Source organism: Sphingomonas trueperi (genome assembly GCF_011927635.1).
GTDB lineage: Bacteria > Pseudomonadota > Alphaproteobacteria > Sphingomonadales > Sphingomonadaceae > Sphingomonas > Sphingomonas trueperi.
Genome location: NZ_JAATJB010000002.1, coordinates 124159 through 145047 on the forward strand (window position 1 = coordinate 124159; position 20889 = coordinate 145047).

The following is a 20889-nucleotide window of genomic DNA, read 5'->3' on the forward strand; positions in this document are numbered from 1 at the left end:
CGGCGCGACGGCAGGTTGCGTGAATATGAAACTACGTTCGGTTCATTCGGCGTCCATCGACGGGACACGCGTGTCGCCGGGATAGGCGAACAGCAGGTCGCTGCCCACGCCAGCCTCCAGTTCGATATGGCCTTCGACCGTCAGGCATTCGCCCGCCTTGAAGGCGATGCCGTCGACCACGCCTTCGCCCTTTACCGGGATCAGCCAGCCGGTGGTGCCTTCCGGCAGGTCGAAGCGGCGATGCCCGCCTTCCCAGCGCTCGAGCACGAACTTGGGGCCTTCGACCAGGATGGTGCGGTTGGGCGCGACCGCACCCGGCATCGGGTGCGGCACGAAGGGCACGGGCTCGGCGACCGCGATGCCCGCGTCCAGGTGCAGCTCGCGCGGGCGGCCGTAATCATAGAGGCGATAGGTGGTCTCGCTGTTCTGCTGGACCTCGATCAGGGTGATTCCCGCGCCGATCGCGTGCACCGTGCCCGAGGCCGAGTAGAAAAAGTCGCCGGCCTTGACCGGCTTCCAGTCGAGCATGTCCTCGATCGAGCCGTCGAGCGCACCGGCGCGCAGTTCCTCGCGGGTGTAGGGCTTCTTCGTGCCCAGCGCGATCGTCGAATCGGGTTGTGCGTCAAGGATCACCCAGCATTCGTCCTTGCCGCGCGGCAGGCCGGCGGCGTGCGCCTGCTCGTCGTTCGGGTGGACCTGCACCGACAATTTCTCGCTGGTGAACAGATACTTGATCAGCAGATCGGGGGTGCTGTCGCCCGGCGTCTGGAACCAGACCTCGCCGACCGGATCGCCGTCCTTGGCGGGATCGGCGAAGCCCGGATACAGGGTGTGGCGGCCCCAGGGTTTTTCGACGCGGTGGGTGGCGAGAAGCGTGGCGGGCACGGAAGATCCCCTTCGATGACGGTACGGAAATGCCAGCGCATGTGGCCCGAAGCAGGTTCCGCCGCAATCCCGCCCCGAAAAGGATTGTTTGCAGCCACGGCCCCGGTCTAAGAACCCCGCCATATGCGTAGTCCTCTGCCTCGCGCGCTTGCGTTCGCGCTCCTTCCGGTGTTCGCCCTTTCCGTCGCCGGCTGCGCCAAGCGCGGCGGGGTGAAGGATCTTCCCTATGTCGCCCGCGACGTCGGCACCCTGTACAGCACGGCCAAGCAGAAGCTGGACCAGCACCAGTACAAGCTTGCCGCCGCGCTGTTCGACGAAGTCGAGCGCCAGCACCCCTATTCGGTGTGGGCGCGGCGTGCGCAGCTGATGGGTGCGTTCAGCTATTATCTGAACCGGGATTATGCGCAGGCGATCTCGTCGGCGCAGCGCTTCCTGGCGGTCCACCCCGGCAACCGCGATGCGCCCTATGCCTATTATCTGGTCGGCATCTCCTATTACGAGCAGATCAGCGACGTCACGCGCGACCAGAAGATCACCCAGCAGGCGCTCGATTCGCTCGGCGAGCTGATTCGCCGCTATCCGAACTCGAAATACGCCGCCGACGCGCGGCTGAAGCTCGACCTGGTCCGCGACCACCTCGCCGGCAAGGAAATGGAAATCGGCCGTTTTTACGAGAAGCGCGGCCAGTGGCTGGCGGCGGCGCTGCGCTTCCGCAACGTGGTCGACAATTACCAGATGACCACCCACGTCCCCGAATCGTTGATGCGCCTGACCGAGAGCTATCTGGCGATGGGCGTGCCGGAGGAGGCCAACAAGGCCGCCGCGGTGCTCGGCGCCAATTATCCGGGCACCGACTGGTACAAGCATGCCTACGAGCTGATGCAGGAAAACCAGGACAAGGTGGCGGCTGCCGCCAAGGCCGGCCCGCCGCCCAAGCCCGCGAGCTAAAAGCACTTTCGTTCTTCTCCTGTTCCTGCGATAGGGGGCCGCGATGCTGACCGCGCTATCCATTCGCGACGTGGTGCTGATCGAGGCGCTGGACCTGGAGTTCGGCGAAGGGCTCGGCGTGCTGACCGGCGAGACCGGGGCTGGCAAGTCGATCCTGCTCGACGCATTGGGGCTGGCGCTGGGCGCGCGCGCCGATAGCGGGCTGGTCCGCAGCGGCGCGAGCCAGGCGGTGGTGGTGGCGAGCTTCGTCCCGCCCGCCGCCGACGGCGAGATCGCCAACCTTTTCGCGCAGAACGGCATGGAGCTGGAGCCGGGCGAGCCGCTGCTCGTCCGCCGGCTGGTCAAGGCCGATGGCGGCAGCCGCGCGTTCGTCAACGACCAGCCTGCGTCCGCGGGCTTCCTTCGAGAGCTGGCGCCGCACCTGGTCGAAATTCACGGCCAGCATGACGACCGCGGGTTGCTCAACCCGCGCGGGCACCGGCTGCTGCTCGATTCCTTCGGGCGCTGCGACACAGGCCCGGTGGCGATCGCGCACCGCGCCTGGCGCGCGGCCGAGGATGCGCTGGCGGTGGCGCGGGCCGAGCAAGACAGTGCCGAGCGCGACCGCGAATGGCTGGAGCATGCCGTCACCGAACTCGCCGCGCTCGCGCCCGAGGAAGGCGAGGAGGAGCGGCTCGCCGAGCGCCGTGCGTCGATGCAGCGGGGCGAGAAGATCGCGACGGATCTGCAGGGCATCGCCGATCTGCTCGAAGGCTCCGACGGCGGGCTGGCGCGGCTGCGGCAGGCGGCGCGGATACTGGAGCGTGTGTCCGACGATCACGAAGCGCTGGCGGAGGCGCTGGCGGCGATCGATCGCGCGATCACCGAAGGCAGCGAGGCGCAGGCACAGGTCGATGCCGCGGCCGAGGCGCTGGCCTTCGATCCCGCCGCGCTGGAGGCCGACGAGGCGCGGCTGTTCGAGCTCCGCGCCGTCGCCCGCAAGCATCGCGTACAGCCGGACGACCTTCCCGCGCTGCTCGCCGAGCTGTCCGGCCGGATGGAACGGCTGAGCAGCGGCGGCGCGGGCATCGCCAGGCTGGAGAAGGCGGCGGCGGCGGCCCATGCCAGCTATCGCGAGGCGGCGCAGACGCTCTCCGCGATGCGCACCATGGCGGCGGCGCGGCTCGATGCGGCGGTGGCGGCCGAGCTCAAGCCGCTCAAGCTCGATGCCGCCCGCTTCCGCACCGTGGTCGAGCCGCTCGACGAGCACCAGTGGAGCGCCGCCGGCATGGACAGGGTGGAGTTCGAGGTCTCGACCAACCCCGGCGCGCCGTTCGCGCCGCTGATGAAGATCGCCAGCGGCGGCGAACTCTCGCGCTTCATCCTCGCGATGAAGGTGGCGCTGGCGGAGGAAGGCGGGGCGCGGACGCTGATCTTCGACGAGATCGATCGCGGCGTTGGCGGCGCGGTCGCCGATGCGATCGGCGAGCGGCTGGCGCGGCTGGCCCAGGGCTCGCAGCTGCTGGTGGTGACGCACAGCCCGCAGGTCGCGGCACGCGGGGCGCGGCATCTGCTGATCGCCAAGCGCCACGACGGCATCGTCACCCGCACCGGCGTCACCCCGCTGAGCCCCGAGCAGCGGCGCGAGGAAATCGCGCGGATGCTCTCGGGCGCCGAGATTACCCCCGAGGCCCGCGCCCAGGCGGAACGGCTGCTCGCCGCCTGAACCTGAACGAAGGTTGCAGGCTTGCGACAATTGGTGACGCAAAACCGCAGGGGGTGGGACAAAATCGCGACATCGGCGTTCCACAACGGCTCTCGACCGCAGGGGCGGTCTCGTCGAAGTGAGGAGTATCCGATGAAGAAGTTCATGCTGCTGATCGCAGGCCTTGGTGTCGCCACCGCTGCCGTTCCTGCATCGGCGCAGCCGGGCTGGCAGGCCATCAACGCCCGTCAGGATCGCATCGAGCAGCGCATCAACCAGGGCATCCGCTCGGGTTCGCTGAGCCGCCGCGAGGCGACGCAGATCCGCAACGAGTATCGCGGCCTGGTGCGCCTCGAGGCCCGCTATCGCGCCTCGCGCCCCGGCCTGACCCTGCAGGAGCGCCGCGATCTCGACCGCCGCTACGACGCGCTGTCGGCCAAGATCCGCTACGAAAAGCACGATCGCAACAACCGCCGCCGCTGATCGCGGCGGCTAACCAGCGAGACGGGCCTCGCCGCATGGCGGGGCCCGTTTTCTATGGGAATTTCGGAAAACCCCTTTCCGTCATTCCGGCGAAAGCCGGAATCCATTCGCCACTCGTTAGTAGCTGGAGCCCACACGGAGACCCCAATGGATCCCGGCTTTCGCCGGGATGACGATGTGGCAAGGCGGCGCGGGTCACCCCCGCAGCGGGGCGATCCGCTGGAGCAGCAGCCGCCACAAGGGAATCGTCGCCAGCGTCATCTGCGAGGCGAAGGGCAGCACCGGCGCCACCCGGAAGAACCATAAGAACGGCACAGTGCGTCTAGCGCTTGGTTGTTATGCCGTGTCCCGGTGTCCCGGCAATCAGGCGATCAGCTCTCCGTCTTGGGCGGCGTGCGGCGGGTGCGCGGCTTGGTGGTGGTGTCTGCCTTCTTGCGGGTACGCCGCGGCGGCGGTGCCTTGGCGGGCTTGGCGGGCGCCGCCTCGGTGGCGACGGGCGCCGCGGGCGTGGCCGCGGCCTTCTCGACGGCAGCGGGCTTGCGGGGGCGACGTACCGGCGCGGGCTTGCCGGCGGCGGCAGCCTCGGGCGCGGCGGCGGGCTTGCGGATGCGCTTCACGGCCGGCTTGGCGGGGGTTGCCGCCGCTTCGGCCGCAGCCGGTGCGGGCGTGGCGTCTGGGGCGGGCGCCGGTTCGGCTGGGGTCTCGGCCTTGCCGCCGTCGCCCTTGATCCGTTGGGCGAGCGCGACCAGGCCGGAGGCGAGCAGATCGGCGATGACCGGATGCTTGGCGAGGGCGGTGAGCTGGCGGCGGGCATCCTTGGGCAGCTTGATGCCGTCGATCACCTTGGGCAGGAACGACGTCTTCTTGTCGTCCTTCTTCGCCTTCTTCTCTTTCTTGCCGGCCATGCCGCACCTCCCTCTCTGGGTGAAGCGGCCAGCTTCCGCCAAGCGATTCGCGCTGTCAACGTTTGGCGGCGGACGCGCTCAGTGCTGGGTGGGGCCGTCGGCTTCCCATTCGAAGACGATGTCGAAATCGGTCTCGGCCGGCGCGGTGGCGGCGCGACGCAGCCGGCGCGGCGGCTGCGCGGCCGGGGAGGGGCGTCGGCGCGGCGATCGATAGGGCTTGGGCTTCTGCATCACGGGCTCCTTCAGCCCCCCGCAGCTACGAACCCCTGCAGATACGCTCAGGTTCCGCGACGTCGGGCGACGAGCCGTTCGAGGTGCCGGTGCAATCGTTCGCTGTTTGCCTCCCAGGTGAACGGGGCGGCGATACGGCGAACATCCTCGGGGGCAGGGGGGGCGGCGAGCAGCTGGGCAATGCCGGCGGCGAGCGCGGCGGGGGTGCGCGCGACGATGCGCCCAGCACTGGGCGACGTCACCACCTGCCGCGCGCCGCCGACATCGGGGATGACGATCGGCGTCCCGCTTGCCAGCGCCTCGAGCCAGGCATTGGCGAGTCCTTCGGAGGCGGAGGCGAGCGCCATCACATCGGCGGCGGCGAGCAGGTCGGCGATGGAATCGGGGGGAAGCGGGCCGCACAGTCGGATGCGCTCGCCGCAGCCCAGCGCCGCTATGCGGGCGGCGAGGCGATCGGCCTCCGGTCCCTGGCCGGCGATGGCGAGATGGACGCCGGGCAGGCCGGCGACTGCGTCGATCAGCAGGTCGTGCCCCTTGAGCGGGATCAGCGCGCCGACCGAGGCGACCAGTGGTCCCGCGATCCCCAGCGCGCGCTTGGCGGCGGCGCGGTCGCGCGGGGCGAAGCGGGCGAGGTCGACGCCGGTGACGATGCAGTCGGTCCGCTCGGCCGGCATGCCAAGCGCGAGCATTTCGTCGCGCAGTGCCAGTGATACCGAGAGCAGCCCGTCGGCTGCCTGTCCCGCCCGCACGATCTGGCGGGCGATGGCGGGGCGCCGGGTCCATTGGTGGATGTCGGAGCCCCGGGCCTTGATCGACACCGGCACGCCGAACGCCTTGCCCAGCGCGATCGCGGCTGGGCCATCCGGAAAGAAGAACTCGCCGTTGATCACGTCGAAGCGGAAGGCGCGGCGCAGGTCGGTGAGCGCCGGGCGGAGCGCGCGGGCGAGCATCGCGGCATGGAAGCGGCCGCCGGTGCCGGGCAGATTGAGGAAGCGCGGGCGGTGGACGGCGAGGCCGTTCCAATCCTCGCGCGCGGGCTGATCGGCGAGCGCGGCATAGCGCGGGTGACGATCGAGCGGGAAAGGCGGCAACCCGCGGGGAGCGACCACCCGAACCTCCACCCCGTCCCGCGCCGCGAGCGCCCGGGTCTGGCGCTCGACGAAGATGCCGAAATTCGGGCGCGCGGCATCCGGGAACAGGGTGGAGAGGATCAGGACACGAAGCATGCCCCGGGGTGTCTAGCACCCCGGGGTTAATGCTTCAGCGCATCAGCGGCAGTTGCTGCCGCCCTTTTCGATCGCGCGACCGGCCAGCGCGCCGGCGACGCCGCCGAGCAGGGTGCCGGCCATGCGGTCGCCGTCGGTGTCGATGGTGCGGCCGAGCAGCGCGCCGCCGACCGCACCGACCACGGTGCCGGTGGTGCCGTCGGGCTTGCGGCAATAGCGGCGGCCGTCGCGGCCGCGCCACTCGCGATAGGCGTAGCGGCGATTGTCATGGCGATAGCGGCGGTCGTCATGGCCGCGATAATAACGGTCCTGGCCGATCGATGCCTTGGCCTCGGCCTGGGTGGCGGGCAGCACGACCGCCGCGGGAATGGCGAGCGCCGCGGCGCTGAGCGAAAGCAGAAGGGTACGCATGGGATACTCCCCGAGTTGTTGTTGATGAAACGAACGTGTCGGGTTTAATCCCGGTTGCATGAACCCAATACTACGTCGCGTTCAGGCAGGAGGCAGGCAGTTGAACGAGGCGCGGGCGATCATCGAGAGACTGGGGCTGGCGGCGCATCCCGAGGGCGGCTGGTATCGCGAGACGTGGCGGGCCCCTGCCGAGGGGGAAAGGCGCTCGCCGGGGACGGGGATCCTGTTCCTGCTGGAGGCGGGGCAGCGCTCGCACTGGCACCGGGTGGATGCCGATGAGCTGTGGCTTTGGCACGCCGGATCGCCGCTCGACCTGCTGATCGAAGATGCGGACGGGGCAATCGGACGGGTGGTGCTGGGCGGCGGGGTGCTGGAGGGTCAAGTGCCGCAGGCCCGCGTGCCCGCCGGTCGCTGGCAGGCGACCGAGGCGCCGCACGGCTGGGGGCTGGTCAGCTGCGTGGTGGTGCCGGGCTTCGACTTTGCCGGCTTCGAGCTCGCCGCGCCCGGCTGGGCGCCGCCGGGCGCCTGACTCGGATTTATCCCCGTTATCCACAGTATCAACAGGCATTACCGCTTGGTGCGACTCGCCCGCGGTGAGACCCTCAGACCTGTAAGAAGGCTGGTGCCGCGGAGGGAAACCGAAGCAATATCAGTGTCTTGCGAGCTGGTGTCGGTGCTGGTGCCGCAAGGAAACCGCTCGACCCGGCAGGTACGCGACGATCGCCCCTCCCGGTGGCGGTTCGCGTGCCGAACCGGCGATCGTCTCCCTGCCGGGGCGGTTGCCGCAGGCCGCCGATGGGCCGGGCGATGTGCTTCGGCGCACCACCCGACCGGCCGGCGACATGGGGGGCTGGCGGCAGCGCCGGCCCCCCTTTAGCGTCCTCACACCGCGGTATAGCCCCGATTGGCAAGCGCCCGCCGCGCGCGCATAGCGGCGCGGCCACGGATCGGGAGCATCGGCTTGGGACGGATTTTCGAACGGTTCGCGCAGAGCGTCGCGGCATGGGCGGGGCGCCCGCCGGCCTTCGTCCTCGCCTTCCTGGTTATCATCGTCTGGGGGGTAAGCGGGCCGGTGTTCCACTGGTCGGACACCTGGCAGCTGGTGATCAACACCGGCACCACCATCGTTACCTTCCTGATGGTGTTCCTGATCCAGAATGCGCAGAACCGCGACGCCGCCGCGCTGCAGGCCAAGCTGGACGAAGTGATCCGCGCGATCGCCGAGGCGCGCAACGAGTTCATCGGCATCGAGCATCTCAGCGAAAAGCAGCTGCTCGACATCCGCGACCGGCTGGAGCGCGAGTTCGGCGCGGCCGATCCGGCGCGGCACGAGTCGATCGAGAAGGTGCTTTCGCGCCGCTGAGGCGGCTTAGCGCACTTGCCGGCGGATCTCGGCGAGGCGGGCGAGCGCGGCGGGGATCACCGGGCCGCCGCAATTGACCAGCTGGCGCGCGAACTGCGCCTGGGTGACCTTGAGGCCGGTCTCGGCGATGGCGCGCTTGCGCAGGATCGCGGCGCGCGAATCGCTGTCGTGCCCGGCGCCTTCGGGAGCGAGCATCACGCGGGGCGGGTCAGCGATCACCCGCTCCATCGGCAGATGGCCGGTATGGGTGAGGCCATAATGCGCCGCCTGGTTGGAGAAGCCGGTAGTGGTCATCAGGTCGTCGAGCAGCGTCTGGCCGCCGGTGACGAGGTTGCCGCCGATCCACAGCAGGGCGGGGGCCTTGGGACCGGTCCAGCGGGCGGCGGCCATCGCAGCGTCGATCCGGGCGTTGAGCGCGGCGCCCTTGGCGGGTGTGCCCAGGGCGGCGGCGAGTTCGGTCACCTGCGCCTTGCTGTCGGCGATCGACGGCGGGATGCCGAGGTAGAGCACCTTCAGCCCGGCGCGGGCAAAGGCCTCGCGGGTCGAGGGCGCGGTGAAGCTGCTGGCGATCACCAGATCGGGCTTGAGGCCGATCACTTCCTCCGCCGTGCCGTTGTTGCCGCGGAAGCGGCGGGCGACGTCGAGCGGGATCGAGGTGGAGTCGGGCGCTTGCGAATAATGGCTGATCGCGGCGATCCGCGACGGCGGGACCAGTTCCAGCAGCGTCGCATCGGCGCAGGGGTTCATCGAGACGATGCCCCCGCCGCCTTGGGATGGTGGCGCCGCGCAGCCCGCCAGCCCCAGGCAGGCGAGCCCAAGGCAGACGAGGAACGCGGCGCCGAACCTCACTAGAAGCGCACCCGCACGCCGCCAAAGGCAGCGCGGCCGTAGGTGCCGTAGCCGGTGATCTGCTGGTAGCGCACGTCGCCGATATTATCGACGCGGCCATAGACCGAAAGCAGCTTCGTCACCGGCATCTCCGCCCGCACGCCGGCCAGCGCATAGCCGTCGATCGGGGTCCGGTTGCCGACATCGTTGAAGCTGTCGCCCACCATGGTCACCGTGCCGCCGATCGCCAGCCCGAAGGGGAAGCGATAGTCGGCCGAGACATTGGCGGTATCGCGCGGGCGGCGCGGCAGGTCGTTGCCGCGATAGTCGGCGCTGCGATTCTCCGAGAAGACGTGCGTCACGTTCGCCCGCACCGTCAGCGCCTGCACCGGCTGGAGCAGCGCTTCGAGCTCCACGCCCTGGGCGCGGGTCTTGTTGAGGTTGTAATAGGTCGAGGTGTCGAAGTTGTAATCGATCTGGTTGTCCGAATCGCGGTGGAACCAGGTTGCGCCCAGCGCGACTTTGCCGCCGGCCAGCGTCTGGCGCACGCCGGCTTCGTAGCTCCTGGTGGTCTCGGGGCGGAGGGCGCGATCGCCATAGGCGCTGTAGAGCTGGTAGAGCGTCGGCGCCTTGAAGCCTTCGCCGAAGCTCGCGTGCAGCACGGTGCCGGCGGTGGCGCGCACGGCGAGATCGGCGTTCCAGGTCCAGTGGCCGCCGAAGGTATCGTGGTCGTCGTGGCGGACGCCGCCAGTCAGCGTCACGGGTGCTACCGGCGTGACGATCGCCTGGCCGTAGACGCTGGTGATGCCCACCGAGTAGCGCCCCCCGCTGCCGAAGCCCTCGTCATAGCGGATGCGGCTCTGCTCATGCTCGGCGCCGAACACCAGGCGGAGCTGCTCGGCCAGCGTCGCGTCGCCCTGATAGGTGTAGCGCTCGGCGCGGCCGCGATACCGGTACGCGATCGACGAATCTTCATTGTAGCCGTCGCGGTGGATGTCGGAGAGGGTGAAGCCCAGCCGGTTGTGGAGCTTGCCGCCGAACGCCTCGTTCTTAAGCCCGGCATAGCCGTAGAGCTCCTGGGTCTTGGCATATTCGCCCGTGTCGCCAAAGGCGTAGGTTGGCGGGGCATAGCCGTCGAGATCGACCTTGCTGTCGGCATAATAGCCGCGCAGGTCGAGCGCGAGGCCGGGGGCCAGCTGCACCTCGACATTGCCGGTCGCGCCGACCTGGCGATAGCCGTCCGCCTCCTTGCCGTTCGCGGCCGCCGAAATGCCGTCGGTGGTGAGATAGCCCGCGGTCAGCCCGGCGGTGATGCGGTCGTTGCCGCCGGCGATCGCCGCGTTGCCGTTGAACGTGCCGAACGACCCGCCCTCGGCATTGCCGCGCACGTGCAGCCCCTGCGCGCCCTGCAGCGTGGTGACGTTGACCACGCCGCCGATCGCCTGGCTGCCCCAGATCACCGAATTGGGCCCGCGCAGCACCTCGACGCGCTCGACCGATCCGGCGAGCAGGCTGGCGAAGTTGTACGCCCCGCCGGTGGCGGAGGGGTCGGCCACGCGAATGCCGTCGATCAGCACCAGCGTCTGGTCGCTCTGCGCGCCGCGGATGCTGAGCGCGGTCGCGGTGCCGAGTCCGCCGTTGCGCACGGCGGTGACGCCCGGGGTTGTGGCGAGCAGGTCCGAGAGCGCGACGGTCTGGCGCTGCTCGATCTCGTCGCGGTCGATGGTGGTGATCGACCGCCCGACGGTGTCGGCGCGCTGGGCGACGCCGCTGGCGACGACGACGATGCGGTCGTCGTCGGGATCGGCATGGGCGACGAGCGGCGCGAGCGCGGCGGTGGCGAACAGGGAAAGCTTGCAGAAGTTCATTTCAGACACCCGAGATGGGGGAGCGCGATGCTCCCGCATGGTTTGGTGTCGCTCACACGGGGATTTCAGCCCCGATCACCCGGTGCACCCCGCCCGCGTGAAGGAATCGACCGTAGCGGGCAGGTCTCCTGGCTCCCGGGTCGTCGCAGGCACGCCGCCTTCCCGGAAGCATGCGGCTCCAGTGGCAGATTGGCGCGCCGGCTCACCGGCTACAGTTGCGGGGGCAGCGCCGGACTCTGGACCGGCTTCCCTTTTCACCCTCCCGTCGGGGGAAGGCACCCGTTACCCGGCGGCCTTTAGCGGCAAGCAGGGCAGGGCGGCAAGCCGCTGCGACATCACCACAGCACGCCGGCCTTGTCGGGTGTTGCCGGTTCGGGGGCGGGGTCGCCGATCGATTGCAGCAGGTCGATCTCGATCGTGCGGCACATGGAATTGAGCGGCAGGTCGTGCACGGTGTTGGCGAACGGGTCGACGAGGTCGTCGCCGATCGCGAGCACCGCCAGGAACATCAGTCCGGCGATCGTCGAGCCGAGGGGCGTCGCCACGCCCAGCGTCTCGACCAGCCCGATCGGCAGCAGCACGCAGAAGATATGGGTGAAGGCGGTCGGCACGAAGCGGAATTGCATCGGCAGCGGCGTGTTCTTCAGCCGCTCCATGCCGCCCTGGGCATTGGCGATGTCGACCAGCACGCTTTCCATCGAATGCTGCTGCATCGGATTGATCCAGCCCTTGGACCGCGCGATCTCGATCCGCCGGCCGGTGCCGTCCACGATGCCGTTGGCGATGTTGGTGCGGGCCAGCGCATAGTCGGCCTCGCCCCGCGAGAGGAAGCGCAGTACCTCCTGGTCCGCCGGCTGGCGGCGCAGCTGGCAGCGCAGCGCATTCACATAGGCGACCTGGCGCAGCACGATGGTACGCTTGAGATCCACCGCCTCGCCGTCGGGCAGGTAGTTGCGCGCCATCCGCGCCAGGTTGCGGCTGGCGTTGATCATCAGCCCCCACAGTCCGCGGCCTTCCCACCAGCGCTGATAGGCGGAGTTGGAGCGGAAGCCGAGGAACAGCGCCAGCACCGATCCGAACAGCGTCAGCGGCAACGACGGCGCGCGGAACGGCAGCACGAAATAGACGATGGTGACGATGACGTCCCAGAGGAACAGCAGCGCCAGCGGCATCCAGATTTCGCGGAGGACCTGTTTGGCGCGGGGGGCGGTGGTGACGATCATGGGCGGACTATACGCGCGAGAAGGTTTGTAGGTCCGCTCAGCCGTCGTTCCGGTCGGGCGCGGGGCTCGCCGCGTGCGACATCGCCGCGGCGGTGCCGCTCGCGGGGCGCAGGTGGAACCATTCGGGGCGATCGATCGCGATCAGGAAAGCGAGCGTGCCCAGCCCGAACAGCAGCAGCGCGATCGAGCTTCGCAGGCGTTCCATGCGGCGGGTTCGTTCATCCTGGTGCATTGTGGGCGTCCTTTTGCAGGTGAGGCGCCACAGCTAAGGATCGATTTTAACCGATAAATGGATGCAAAGTAACGTAAGTTTGCGCGCTGCATCAATCGCGCTGCGCTGCACCAATTTGTCGATGAATCGTGCGGCGCCGGCGCCAACAATTCGACGAATTTCATAACTTATGATGTTAACTCAAGCAGATAAGATGTTTGCTTCGGAACGCGGCCGGGGGCGGGGCGTTCGGTCCCGGAAACCCTGGAGGCCTGTATGATGAAGAAGCACCTGTTGATCCTGAGCGCCGCCCCGATCTTCGCGCTCGCCGCCTGCGGCGGCAACAGCAACGGCGGCACCGATGCCATGAACAGCGGCGACACCGTTACCAACGTTCCCGCCGGCGAGACCTCCATGGGCGACAATATGGGCGGCATGAACGGCATGGACGGCAACGCCATGGCCGCCACGCCGATGACCGGCCAGGACTTCGCCAACACGGTGGCGGCGAGCGACGCCTATGAGATCGCCGCCGGCAAGCTCGCCCAGCAAAAGGCGACGGCGAGCGACCTGAAGGATTTCGGCAAGCAGATGGTGGAGGACCACACCAAGTCCACCGCGATGCTGAAGACCGCAGGCAGCAAGGCCAGCCCGGCGATCACCCCGGCGCCGGCGATGACCGACGAGCAGCAGGCGAACCTGCAGACGCTGCAGTCGGCGACCGGCACCGCGTTCGATACGGCGTACAAGAGCCAGCAGGTCGTCGCGCACCAGAAGGCGCTCGCGGCGGTGCAGGCCTATGCGGGTGGCGGGGACGTGGCGCAGCTGCGCGACTTCGCGAAGGATGCGGAGCCCGTGATCTCCAAGCACTACGACATGATCAAGGGCATGTAAGAGCCGGGGGAAGCGGCCTCAGGCCGCTTCCTCGCTCGCCTTGATCAGCACCGGCGGCGCGACCGTGGCGGTCGCGCCGCCGATATGCTTGAGCCGGCCGTCGATATGGCCGCCCTGTTCGACCATGATCGTCTCATACTCGACGTCGCCGGTGATCCGTGCGGTGCGCTCGATCGTGAGCTGGCGGGCGCGCACCGATCCCTCGACGGCCCCGGCGAGCCGGGCGTCCTCGGCCTCGACTCGGCCGAAGATCTGGCTCTCGGCGCCCTGGACCAGGCTGCCGCAGCGGACGTCGCCCTCGATCCGCCCGTCGATATGCAGGTCCGAGGTGGCGACAAGGTTGCCGGTGATGACGATGTCGGCGCCGAGCACCGAGAACTGCCCGCGCCGGGCATTGCCCTGCGCCGCGCTTGCCGAGGCGCTGTTGCGATCCTCCCGATTGCGATTACCGTTGAACATGCGCGACACCCCCATGCGGAACCCATTCGGCACGCGGGCTAGCACAGCTGCCGCCGGGGATCAGCCCCTGGAAAGGGTTAACGCCGGCGCTGCGTCGGCTTGGGGGCGGCGCTGTTGACCGGATCGCCGCGCATCGGTATAGGCCGCCCGGTTCCGGGTAGGGCGATTCCTGCCTTGGGTACAAAGAGCTGAACGTTGCTGGAGACGCAATCGCCCGGGGGGCTGAGGCCTTCGGGGCTTTTTCGTATTCTGTCCAACAGGGCTCCAGCAAAGTAACCATCTGAAAGGTGAAGGGCTTCATGCCGACGATTAACCAGCTGGTCCGCAAGGGCCGCGAACCGCAGAAGGCCAAGTCCAAGGTCCCTGCGATGGAACAGAACCCGCAGAAGCGCGGTGTCTGCACCCGCGTGTACACGACGACCCCGAAGAAGCCGAACTCGGCGCTTCGCAAGGTGGCCAAGGTCCGTCTGACCAACAGCCGCGAAGTCATCAGCTACATCCCGGGCGAAGGCCACAACCTGCAGGAGCACTCGGTGGTGCTCATCCGCGGTGGCCGTGTGCGCGACCTTCCCGGCGTCCGCTACCATGTCCTTCGCGGCGTGCTCGATACGCAGGGCGTCAAGGATCGCAAGCAGAGCCGTTCGAAGTACGGCGCGAAGCGTCCGAAGTAATCAGGCCATAGTAAGCCCCGGACATGTTCCGGATCGGCTGAAGATCAGAAGGAATTAGTTGAGATGGCACGTCGTCGTCGTCCCGAAAAGCGGGAAATCCTGCCCGATCCCGTCTATGGGGATCAGGTCCTGTCGAAGTTCATGAATTCGGTCATGCTGGATGGCAAGAAGGCAGTCGCGGAAGCGATCGTCTATGGCGCCCTCCAGACCGTCGAGCAGCGCGCCAAGCGCGAGCCGATCGGCGTCTTCCATGACGCGCTGAACAACGTGAAGCCCGGCATCGAAGTCCGCAGCCGCCGCGTCGGCGGTGCGACCTACCAGGTTCCGGTCGAAGTCCGTCCGGAGCGTGCGCAGGCGCTCGCGATCCGCTGGCTGATCGCCTCGGCCCGCAACCGCAGCGAGCACACCATGGCCGCCCGTCTTTCGGGTGAGCTGATGGATGCGGCGAACAACCGCGGCAACGCGGTGAAGAAGCGCGAAGACACGCACCGCATGGCGGAAGCGAACCGCGCCTTCAGCCACTACCGCTGGTAACTTTCGACCCTACATATTGGGGAGCCGGACGGTCCGGCTCCCCAAATTTTCAAGGAAACCACGATCATGGCCCGCAGCCATCCGCTCGAGCGTTACCGCAACATCGGCATCATGGCCCATATCGACGCCGGTAAGACGACCACGACCGAGCGTATCCTTTATTACACCGGCAAGTCCTACAAGATCGGCGAAGTGCACGAAGGCACCGCGACGATGGACTGGATGGAGCAGGAGCAGGAGCGCGGGATCACGATCACGTCCGCTGCTACCACCTGCTTCTGGCGCGCCCAGGACGGCAAGGGCGAAGAGCACCGGATCAACATCATCGACACCCCCGGCCACGTCGACTTCACCATCGAAGTCGAGCGTTCGCTGCGTGTGCTCGACGGTGCGGTCGCGTGCTTCGACGGCGTTGCCGGCGTTGAGCCGCAGTCCGAAACCGTGTGGCGCCAGGCCGACAAGTACGGCGTGCCGCGCATGTGCTTCGTCAACAAGCTCGACCGCACCGGCGCCGACTTCTATTTCTGCGTGAACTCGATCATCGACCGCCTCGGCGCGCGTCCGGCGGTGCTGTATCTCCCGATCGGCATCGAGGGCGGCTTCAAGGGTCTCGTCGACCTGGTCGAGAACCGCGCGATCATCTGGCTCGAGGAGAGCCTGGGCGCGAAGTTCGAATATCAGGAGATTCCGGCGGATCTCGCCGAGAAGGCCGCGAAGTATCGCAGCGACCTGATCGAGATGGCCGTCGAGCTCGACGACGCGCTTATGGAAGCCTATCTCGAGGGCAACGAGCCGAGCGTCGCCGACCTCAAGCGTCTGATCCGCAAGGGCACGCTCGAGATGGCGTTCGTGCCGGTGATCTGCGGCTCGGCGTTCAAGAACAAGGGCGTGCAGCCCCTGCTCGACGCCGTGATCGACTATCTGCCGAGCCCGCTCGACGTTCCGGCGATCAAGGGCGTCAAGCTCGACGGCGAGACGCCGGACGAGCGTCCGTCCTCGGACACCGAGCCGTTCGCGGCGCTGGCGTTCAAGATCATGAACGACCCGTTCGTCGGCACCCTGACCTTCGCGCGCATCTATTCGGGCAAGCTCGAAGCGGCCACCACCGTGATGAACTCGGTGAAGGACAAGAAGGAAAAGGTCGGCCGCATGCTGCTGATGCATGCGAACAGCCGTGAGGACATCCAGGAAGCCTATGCGGGCGACATCGTCGCTCTCGCCGGCCTCAAGGATACCACGACCGGTGACACGCTCTGCGCGCAGAACGCCCCGATCATCCTCGAGCGGATGGAATTCCCCGAGCCCGTGATCGAGCTGTCGGTGGAGCCGAAGACCAAGGCGGACCAGGAAAAGATGGGCGTCGCGCTCAATCGCCTTGCCCGCGAGGACCCGTCGTTCCGCGTCTCGTCCGACTCGGAGAGCGGCCAGACCATCATCAAGGGCATGGGCGAGCTCCATCTCGAGATCCTGGTCGACCGCATGAAGCGCGAGTTCAAGGTCGAGGCCAATGTCGGCGCGCCGCAGGTGGCGTATCGCGAATATCTCGCGAAGCCGGTCGACATCGACTACACGCACAAGAAGCAGTCGGGCGGCACCGGCCAGTTCGGTCGCGTCAAGGTCAAGCTGACGCCGGGCGAGCGTGGTTCGGGCATCGTCTTCAAGGACGAGATCAAGGGCGGTAACATTCCGAAGGAATATATCCCCGCGATCGAAAAGGGCTTCCGCGAGACGGCGGCTACGGGCTCGCTGGTCGGCTTCCCGATCATCGACTTCGAAGTGCTGCTGTATGACGGTGCGTACCACGACGTCGACTCGTCGGCGCTTGCGTTCGAAATCACCGCCCGTGCAGCGATGCGCGAAGCGGCGCAGAAGGCCGGCATCAAGCTGCTCGAGCCGATCATGAAGGTCGAAGTCGTCACCCCGGAAGACTATCTGGGCGACGTCATCGGCGACATGAACAGCCGTCGTGGCCAGATCCAGGGCACGGACACCCGCGGTAACGCGCAGGCCGTCACTGCCATGGTGCCGCTGGCGAACATGTTCGGCTATGTGAACGCGCTTCGCTCGTTCACCCAGGGCCGTGCGCAGTACACGATGCAGTTCTCGCACTATGACGAGGTGCCCGCCAACGTCGCCGACGAAGTGAAGGCAAAGCTGGCGTAATCGGAAAACAGCCGCTATGGGGCCGCGTTCTCGCGAGTCCCCATGGCGGCACGGGAAATTGAATCAGAAGGTAGGAAGACAATGGCGAAGGCAAAGTTCGATCGGAGCAAACCGCACCTCAACATCGGCACCATCGGTCACGTCGACCATGGCAAGACGTCGCTGACGGCTGCGATCACGAAGATCCTGGCGGAGAACGTTGCGGGCAACGCAGCGGTCGATTTCGCGAACATCGACAAGGCTCCGGAAGAGCGCGAGCGCGGCATCACCATCTCGACCGCGCACGTCGAGTATGAGACGAACAGCCGTCACTATGCGCACGTCGACTGCCCGGGTCACGCCGACTACGTGAAGAACATGATCACCGGCGCAGCGCAGATGGACGGCGCGATCCTGGTGGTGGCAGCGACCGACGGTCCGATGCCGCAGACCAAGGAGCACATCCTGCTCGCCCGTCAGGTCGGCGTGCCGACCATGGTCGTGTTCCTCAACAAGTGCGACCTGGTCGACGACGAGGAAATCCTCGAGCTGGTCGAAATGGAAATCCGCGAAGAGCTCTCCAAGCGTGAGTTCGACGGCGACAACATTCCGATCATCCGTGGTTCGGCGACCGCTGCTCTGAACGGCACCGACGACAAGCTGGGCAAGGACGCCATTCTGGCGCTCATGGCCGCTGTCGACGAGTCGATCCCGGAGCCGGAGCGTCCGCTCGACAAGCCGTTCATGATGCCGATCGAAGACGTGTTCTCGATCTCGGGTCGCGGCACCGTGGTGACCGGCCGTGTCGAAACCGGCATCATCAAGGTTGGTGAAGAAGTCGAGATCGTCGGCATCCACGACACCCGCAAGACCACCGTCACGGGCGTCGAAATGTTCCGCAAGCTGCTCGACCAGGGCCAGGCCGGCGACAACGTCGGTGCGCTGCTGCGCGGCGTCGCTCGCGACGAGGTGGAGCGTGGTCAGGTTCTGGCGAAGCCGGGCTCGATCAAGCCGCACACCGAGTTCAAGTCGGAAGTGTACGTCCTGTCGAAGGACGAGGGTGGCCGTCACACGCCGTTCTTCGCGAACTATCGCCCGCAGTTCTACTTCCGTACCACGGACGTGACCGGCACCGTCGAGCTGCCCGAGGGCACCGAGATGGTGATGCCGGGCGACAACATCGCCCTCGGCGTCAAGCTGATCGCGCCGATCGCCATGGACGTCGGCCAGCGCTTCACCATCCGTGAAGGCGGTCGTACCGTCGGCGCGGGCGTGGTTGCCTCGATCGACAAGTAAGCATTTGCGGGCCTCGGCCCGCCGGTGACTGCAAAAAGGTTCCGCCCGGCACTCAGAAAATGAGTGTCGGGCGGTTGCCTTTTTATAGAAGGCCCGTTAAAGGCGCGCCCTTCGAGTTTTGAGTTCAACAGCAAGAGGCGGCCATCCAGCCGCCGTTCCGGTTCAACCGGCGCCGCCCGAATCGCTCTAGCAAGCGGATGGGGCAGGGGCCGGGGCTTCGCCGGGATGGCAATTGGGTGCGTTGCCCCGCTCTTTCGCATCGGTAGGACCATGGAAACGCAGAATATCCGCATTCGCCTCAAGGCGTTCGATCACCGCGTGCTCGATCAGGCTGCCGGCGACATTGCCGACACCGCCCGCCGTACCGGCGCCCTCATCCGTGGCCCCATCCCGCTCCCGACTCACATCGATAAGTTCACGGTCAACCGTGGCCCGCACATCGATAAGAAGTCGCGCGAGCAGTTCGAGACGCGCACCTACAAGCGCATGCTCGACATCGTTCAGCCGACCCCGCAGACCGTGGACGCGCTCATGAAGCTCGACCTGGCCGCCGGCGTCGACGTCGAGATCAAGCTGGCCTGAGCCGGCTGACGCCCCCGCGCTTCGCGGGGGCTTTTGGCGTTCACCCTTTAATGCGGTGGACATGGAAGCCTAGCTGACGTAAAGGCGCCGCTTCCACGAGATTCGCGGCTCCGCATGCGGAGTCGCCATCCTCCTCGACCGGATCGTTTCCCGATCCAACGCAAGGAGTGGCGGGCCGACCAGGTCCGCAGCGACAAGGGATACCGCCGGCGGCTTTCGAGTGGCCGGGCCTGCGTCCCCCGTCTCTTCCACCGCAAGGTGGAGGTTCAGCCCGGACGGGGGCTTCGCAGTAAAACATTCAGGGTTGGACACGCACCCGCGGGAATGGTCCCGGGGGTGCCTCTGTAATAGGAGCAACAGGCCGATGCGCACTGGCGTTATCGCGAAGAAGATGGGGATGACCCGCCTGTTCCAGGACGACGGCCGGCACGTGCCGGTGACCGTTCTGGCACTGGAAGGCGTCCAGGTGGTCGCACAGCGCACCACCGAAAAGGATGGCTATGTGGCCGTTCAGGTCGGCGCCGGCACGGCGAAGGCCAAGAACGTCGCCAAGCCGCAGCGCGGCCACTTCGGCAAGGCCGAAGTCGAGCCGAAGGCAATCCTCTGCGAATTCCGCGTCGAGGAAGATGGTCTGCTGGACGTGGGCGCCGAGATCTCGGCCGACCATTTCGTCGCGGGCCAGCTGGTCGACGTGTCGGGCCGTACCCAGGGTAAGGGTTTCGCCGGCGCCATGAAGCGTTGGGGCTTTGGCGGTCTGCGCGCCACCCACGGCGTTTCCGTCTCGCACCGTTCGCACGGTTCGACCGGTAACCGCCAGGATCCGGGTCGCGTCTTCAAGAACAAGAAGATGGCCGGTCACATGGGCGACCGCAATCGCACCCAGCAGAATCTGGAAGTGGTCGGCACCGATGCCGAGCGCGGCCTGATCTTCGTCAAGGGTTCGGTTCCGGGCTCGAAGGGCGGCTGGCTGATCGTGAAGGACGCCGTCAAGGTCGCCCGTCACGCCGAAGCGCCGTACCCCGCCGGTCTGAAGACCGTCGCGAACAGCAACGAGGCTCCCGCCGAAGCGCCCGCCGTGGCCGCTCCGGAAGCCACCGAAGGCCAGGAGGGCTAAGTGAAGGTCAAGGTTCAAACCCTCGACGCCGCCGAGAAGGGCGATATCGAGCTCAACGACGAGATCTTCGGTCTCGATCCGCGCGCCGACATCCTGCACCGCGTCGTCACCTGGCAGCTCGAGAAGCGTCGCGGCACTGCCCGTGGCACCCGCGAGCGTTCGGACGTTGCGCGTTCGGGCAAGAAGTGGGGCCGCCAGAAGGGCGGTGGTACCGCCCGTCACGGCGATCGCCGCGCGCCGGTGTTCATCGGCGGTGGTAAGGCGCACGGTGCCCGTGTTCGCGACTTCAATCCGTCGCTGAACAAGAAGATCCGCGCGCTGGGCCTGAAGATGGCGCTGTCGAGCCACGCCAAGGCGGGTTCGCTGATCGTCATGGACAGCCTGGTCGTCGAGAACGGCAAGACCAAGGTCCTGGCCGGCAACCTCGAGAAGCTGGGCTTCGGCAAGAAGGCCCTGGTGATCGATGGCGACACCATCGAGAACAGCTTCGCGCTGGCGGCAGGCAACCTGCACCAGGTGGACGTGCTGCCGGCGATCGGCGCCAACGTCTACGACATCCTGAAGAGCGACACGCTGGTCCTGACCCGCGCTGCCGTCGAGAAGCTGGAGGCGCGCTTCAATGGCTAAGCAGTCCAAGCCGGTCGACATCCGTCACTACGACGTGGTGCTCGCCCCGCACATCACCGAAAAGTCGACGCTCGTCTCCGAGGCGAACGCCGTGGTCTTCAAGGTCGCCAACGACGCGACCAAGCCGGAGATCAAGGCTGCCGTCGAGGCGCTGTTCAACGTCAAGGTCACCGGCGTGAACACCCTCGTCCAGAAGGGCAAGACCAAGAAGTGGAAGGGCGCGCCCTACCGCCGTTCGGACTTTAAGAAAGCGGTCGTGACGCTCGCCCAGGGCGAACAGATCGACGTGACCACGGGGATCTGA

At 67.3% G+C, this 20889-nt stretch carries 24 protein-coding genes and 1 riboswitch; of the genes, 14 read left to right on the forward strand and 10 right to left on the reverse strand.

What is annotated here, in order from left to right:
- Nucleotides 1–42: 42 nt before the first annotated feature.
- A complete protein-coding gene (locus GGR89_RS03840) occupies nt 43–885 on the reverse strand; it encodes a class I mannose-6-phosphate isomerase (protein ID WP_125974015.1) in 843 nt (280 codons plus the stop codon).
- Nucleotides 886–1008: 123 nt separating this feature from the next.
- On the opposite strand from GGR89_RS03840, the gene GGR89_RS03845 reads away from it, so the two are divergent.
- From GGR89_RS03845 to GGR89_RS03855, 3 genes are all read left to right on the forward strand, one after another.
- Nucleotides 1009–1833: an outer membrane protein assembly factor BamD gene (locus tag GGR89_RS03845; RefSeq protein WP_125974013.1), complete on the forward strand. Its 825-nt coding sequence runs from the start codon at nt 1009–1011 to the stop codon at nt 1831–1833.
- 43 nt (nt 1834–1876) lie between these two features.
- Nucleotides 1877–3538 carry a DNA repair protein RecN gene (gene recN / locus GGR89_RS03850; protein ID WP_125974011.1) on the forward strand — a complete coding sequence of 554 codons (1662 nt, stop codon included), beginning with the start codon at nt 1877–1879 and terminating at the stop codon, nt 3536–3538.
- Nucleotides 3539–3670: 132 nt separating this feature from the next.
- Nucleotides 3671–4000: a hypothetical protein gene (locus tag GGR89_RS03855; protein ID WP_125974009.1), complete on the forward strand. Its 330-nt coding sequence runs from the start codon at nt 3671–3673 to the stop codon at nt 3998–4000.
- Between the two features lie 371 nt (nt 4001–4371).
- Here GGR89_RS03855 and GGR89_RS22575 read toward each other — a convergent pair whose 3' ends face one another.
- The 4 genes from GGR89_RS22575 to GGR89_RS03875 all read right to left on the reverse strand — a co-directional run bounded on the left by GGR89_RS22575 (nt 4372) and on the right by GGR89_RS03875 (nt 6773).
- The gene (locus GGR89_RS22575; protein WP_125974007.1) at nt 4372–4905 is read right to left on the reverse strand and encodes a hypothetical protein; all 534 of its coding nucleotides are present in this window, start codon (nt 4903–4905) and stop codon (nt 4372–4374) included.
- Between the two features lie 78 nt (nt 4906–4983).
- A complete protein-coding gene (locus GGR89_RS03865; RefSeq protein ID WP_164521862.1) occupies nt 4984–5136 on the reverse strand; it encodes a hypothetical protein in 153 nt (50 codons plus the stop codon).
- A gap of 47 nt (nt 5137–5183) precedes the next feature.
- Nucleotides 5184–6362 carry a glycosyltransferase gene (locus GGR89_RS03870; RefSeq protein WP_125974005.1) on the reverse strand — a complete coding sequence of 393 codons (1179 nt, stop codon included), beginning with the start codon at nt 6360–6362 and terminating at the stop codon, nt 5184–5186.
- Nucleotides 6363–6404: 42 nt separating this feature from the next.
- On the reverse strand, nt 6405–6773 hold the full coding sequence (locus GGR89_RS03875; RefSeq protein ID WP_125974003.1) for a glycine zipper 2TM domain-containing protein: 369 nt from the start codon (nt 6771–6773) through the stop codon (nt 6405–6407).
- A 100-nt stretch (nt 6774–6873) separates the two neighbouring features.
- Here GGR89_RS03875 and GGR89_RS03880 point away from each other — a divergent pair, with 100 nt between their 5' ends.
- Together GGR89_RS03880 and GGR89_RS03885 are read left to right on the forward strand one after the other, a co-directional pair.
- Nucleotides 6874–7302 carry a cupin domain-containing protein gene (locus GGR89_RS03880; protein ID WP_241217857.1) on the forward strand — a complete coding sequence of 143 codons (429 nt, stop codon included), beginning with the start codon at nt 6874–6876 and terminating at the stop codon, nt 7300–7302.
- Nucleotides 7303–7734: 432 nt separating this feature from the next.
- A complete protein-coding gene (locus GGR89_RS03885) occupies nt 7735–8136 on the forward strand; it encodes a low affinity iron permease family protein (protein ID WP_125973999.1) in 402 nt (133 codons plus the stop codon).
- A gap of 6 nt (nt 8137–8142) precedes the next feature.
- On the opposite strand, the gene GGR89_RS03890 is transcribed toward GGR89_RS03885, so the two are convergent.
- The 4 genes from GGR89_RS03890 to GGR89_RS03905 all read right to left on the reverse strand — a co-directional run bounded on the left by GGR89_RS03890 (nt 8143) and on the right by GGR89_RS03905 (nt 12260).
- Nucleotides 8143–8985 carry an ABC transporter substrate-binding protein gene (locus GGR89_RS03890; RefSeq protein WP_125973997.1) on the reverse strand — a complete coding sequence of 281 codons (843 nt, stop codon included), beginning with the start codon at nt 8983–8985 and terminating at the stop codon, nt 8143–8145.
- Nucleotides 8985–10832, reverse strand: a complete 1848-nt coding sequence (locus tag GGR89_RS03895; protein ID WP_125973995.1) for a TonB-dependent receptor plug domain-containing protein — start codon at nt 10830–10832, stop codon at nt 8985–8987. The genes GGR89_RS03890 and GGR89_RS03895 overlap by 1 nt, the downstream gene beginning before the upstream one ends.
- 101 nt (nt 10833–10933) lie before the next feature.
- A riboswitch (cobalamin riboswitch) is annotated at nt 10934–11130 on the reverse strand.
- Nucleotides 11131–11167: 37 nt separating this feature from the next.
- Nucleotides 11168–12055: a bestrophin family protein gene (locus GGR89_RS03900; RefSeq protein ID WP_125973993.1), complete on the reverse strand. Its 888-nt coding sequence runs from the start codon at nt 12053–12055 to the stop codon at nt 11168–11170.
- A gap of 37 nt (nt 12056–12092) precedes the next feature.
- Complete coding sequence (locus GGR89_RS03905) at nt 12093–12260, reverse strand: hypothetical protein (protein ID WP_241217853.1); 168 nt, start codon at nt 12258–12260, stop codon at nt 12093–12095.
- Between the two features lie 282 nt (nt 12261–12542).
- Between GGR89_RS03905 and GGR89_RS03910 the strand changes: the two genes are divergently transcribed.
- Nucleotides 12543–13160 (forward strand): DUF4142 domain-containing protein, encoded by a 618-nt coding sequence (locus GGR89_RS03910; RefSeq protein WP_125973989.1) that lies wholly within the window; start codon nt 12543–12545, stop codon nt 13158–13160.
- An 18-nt stretch (nt 13161–13178) separates the two neighbouring features.
- Here the strand turns inward: GGR89_RS03910 and GGR89_RS03915 are convergent, their stop codons facing one another.
- Nucleotides 13179–13619: a bactofilin family protein gene (locus GGR89_RS03915; RefSeq protein WP_125974140.1), complete on the reverse strand. Its 441-nt coding sequence runs from the start codon at nt 13617–13619 to the stop codon at nt 13179–13181.
- A 299-nt stretch (nt 13620–13918) separates the two neighbouring features.
- On the opposite strand from GGR89_RS03915, the gene rpsL reads away from it, so the two are divergent.
- The 8 genes from rpsL (at nt 13919) to GGR89_RS03955 (ending at nt 20889) form a co-directional block, all read left to right on the forward strand.
- Nucleotides 13919–14290: a 30S ribosomal protein S12 gene (rpsL, locus tag GGR89_RS03920; protein ID WP_010545715.1), complete on the forward strand. Its 372-nt coding sequence runs from the start codon at nt 13919–13921 to the stop codon at nt 14288–14290.
- Between the two features lie 63 nt (nt 14291–14353).
- A complete protein-coding gene (gene rpsG, locus GGR89_RS03925; RefSeq protein ID WP_010545716.1) occupies nt 14354–14824 on the forward strand; it encodes a 30S ribosomal protein S7 in 471 nt (156 codons plus the stop codon).
- 66 nt (nt 14825–14890) lie between these two features.
- Nucleotides 14891–16987, forward strand: coding sequence for an elongation factor G (gene fusA, locus GGR89_RS03930; protein ID WP_125973987.1), 2097 nt, complete (start codon nt 14891–14893; stop codon nt 16985–16987).
- An 81-nt stretch (nt 16988–17068) separates the two neighbouring features.
- Complete coding sequence (gene tuf, locus GGR89_RS03935; RefSeq protein WP_010545718.1) at nt 17069–18262, forward strand: elongation factor Tu; 1194 nt, start codon at nt 17069–17071, stop codon at nt 18260–18262.
- Nucleotides 18263–18532: 270 nt separating this feature from the next.
- Nucleotides 18533–18844: a 30S ribosomal protein S10 gene (gene rpsJ / locus GGR89_RS03940; protein WP_010545719.1), complete on the forward strand. Its 312-nt coding sequence runs from the start codon at nt 18533–18535 to the stop codon at nt 18842–18844.
- A 364-nt stretch (nt 18845–19208) separates the two neighbouring features.
- Entirely contained in the window at nt 19209–19958 is a 750-nt protein-coding gene (rplC, locus tag GGR89_RS03945; RefSeq protein ID WP_010545720.1) for a 50S ribosomal protein L3, read from the forward strand.
- A complete protein-coding gene (gene rplD, locus GGR89_RS03950; RefSeq protein ID WP_064313339.1) occupies nt 19959–20585 on the forward strand; it encodes a 50S ribosomal protein L4 in 627 nt (208 codons plus the stop codon).
- Complete coding sequence (locus tag GGR89_RS03955; protein ID WP_010545722.1) at nt 20578–20889, forward strand: 50S ribosomal protein L23; 312 nt, start codon at nt 20578–20580, stop codon at nt 20887–20889. The genes rplD and GGR89_RS03955 overlap by 8 nt, the downstream gene beginning before the upstream one ends.

Excerpts from the sequence above, each read along its gene's own strand:
- GGR89_RS03845 (WP_125974013.1), top strand. The coding sequence starts at position 1,009 with ATGCGTAGTCCTCTGCCTCGCGCGCTTGCGTTCGCGCTCCTTCCGGTG.
- recN (WP_125974011.1), top strand. The coding sequence starts at position 1,877 with ATGCTGACCGCGCTATCCATTCGCGACGTGGTGCTGATCGAGGCGCTG.
- GGR89_RS03855 (WP_125974009.1), top strand. The coding sequence starts at position 3,671 with ATGAAGAAGTTCATGCTGCTGATCGCAGGCCTTGGTGTCGCCACCGCT.
- GGR89_RS22575 (WP_125974007.1), bottom strand. The coding sequence starts at position 4,905 with ATGGCCGGCAAGAAAGAGAAGAAGGCGAAGAAGGACGACAAGAAGACG.
- GGR89_RS03865 (WP_164521862.1), bottom strand. The coding sequence starts at position 5,136 with ATGCAGAAGCCCAAGCCCTATCGATCGCCGCGCCGACGCCCCTCCCCG.
- GGR89_RS03870 (WP_125974005.1), bottom strand. The coding sequence starts at position 6,362 with ATGCTTCGTGTCCTGATCCTCTCCACCCTGTTCCCGGATGCCGCGCGC.
- GGR89_RS03875 (WP_125974003.1), bottom strand. The coding sequence starts at position 6,773 with ATGCGTACCCTTCTGCTTTCGCTCAGCGCCGCGGCGCTCGCCATTCCC.
- GGR89_RS03895 (WP_125973995.1), bottom strand. The coding sequence starts at position 10,832 with ATGAACTTCTGCAAGCTTTCCCTGTTCGCCACCGCCGCGCTCGCGCCG.
- GGR89_RS03900 (WP_125973993.1), bottom strand. The coding sequence starts at position 12,055 with ATGATCGTCACCACCGCCCCCCGCGCCAAACAGGTCCTCCGCGAAATC.
- GGR89_RS03905 (WP_241217853.1), bottom strand. The coding sequence starts at position 12,260 with ATGGAACGCCTGCGAAGCTCGATCGCGCTGCTGCTGTTCGGGCTGGGC.
- GGR89_RS03910 (WP_125973989.1), top strand. The coding sequence starts at position 12,543 with ATGATGAAGAAGCACCTGTTGATCCTGAGCGCCGCCCCGATCTTCGCG.
- GGR89_RS03915 (WP_125974140.1), bottom strand. The coding sequence starts at position 13,619 with ATGTTCAACGGTAATCGCAATCGGGAGGATCGCAACAGCGCCTCGGCA.
- rpsL (WP_010545715.1), top strand. The coding sequence starts at position 13,919 with ATGCCGACGATTAACCAGCTGGTCCGCAAGGGCCGCGAACCGCAGAAG.
- rpsG (WP_010545716.1), top strand. The coding sequence starts at position 14,354 with ATGGCACGTCGTCGTCGTCCCGAAAAGCGGGAAATCCTGCCCGATCCC.
- fusA (WP_125973987.1), top strand. The coding sequence starts at position 14,891 with ATGGCCCGCAGCCATCCGCTCGAGCGTTACCGCAACATCGGCATCATG.
- tuf (WP_010545718.1), top strand. The coding sequence starts at position 17,069 with ATGGCGAAGGCAAAGTTCGATCGGAGCAAACCGCACCTCAACATCGGC.
- rpsJ (WP_010545719.1), top strand. The coding sequence starts at position 18,533 with ATGGAAACGCAGAATATCCGCATTCGCCTCAAGGCGTTCGATCACCGC.
- rplC (WP_010545720.1), top strand. The coding sequence starts at position 19,209 with ATGCGCACTGGCGTTATCGCGAAGAAGATGGGGATGACCCGCCTGTTC.
- GGR89_RS03955 (WP_010545722.1), top strand. The coding sequence starts at position 20,578 with ATGGCTAAGCAGTCCAAGCCGGTCGACATCCGTCACTACGACGTGGTG.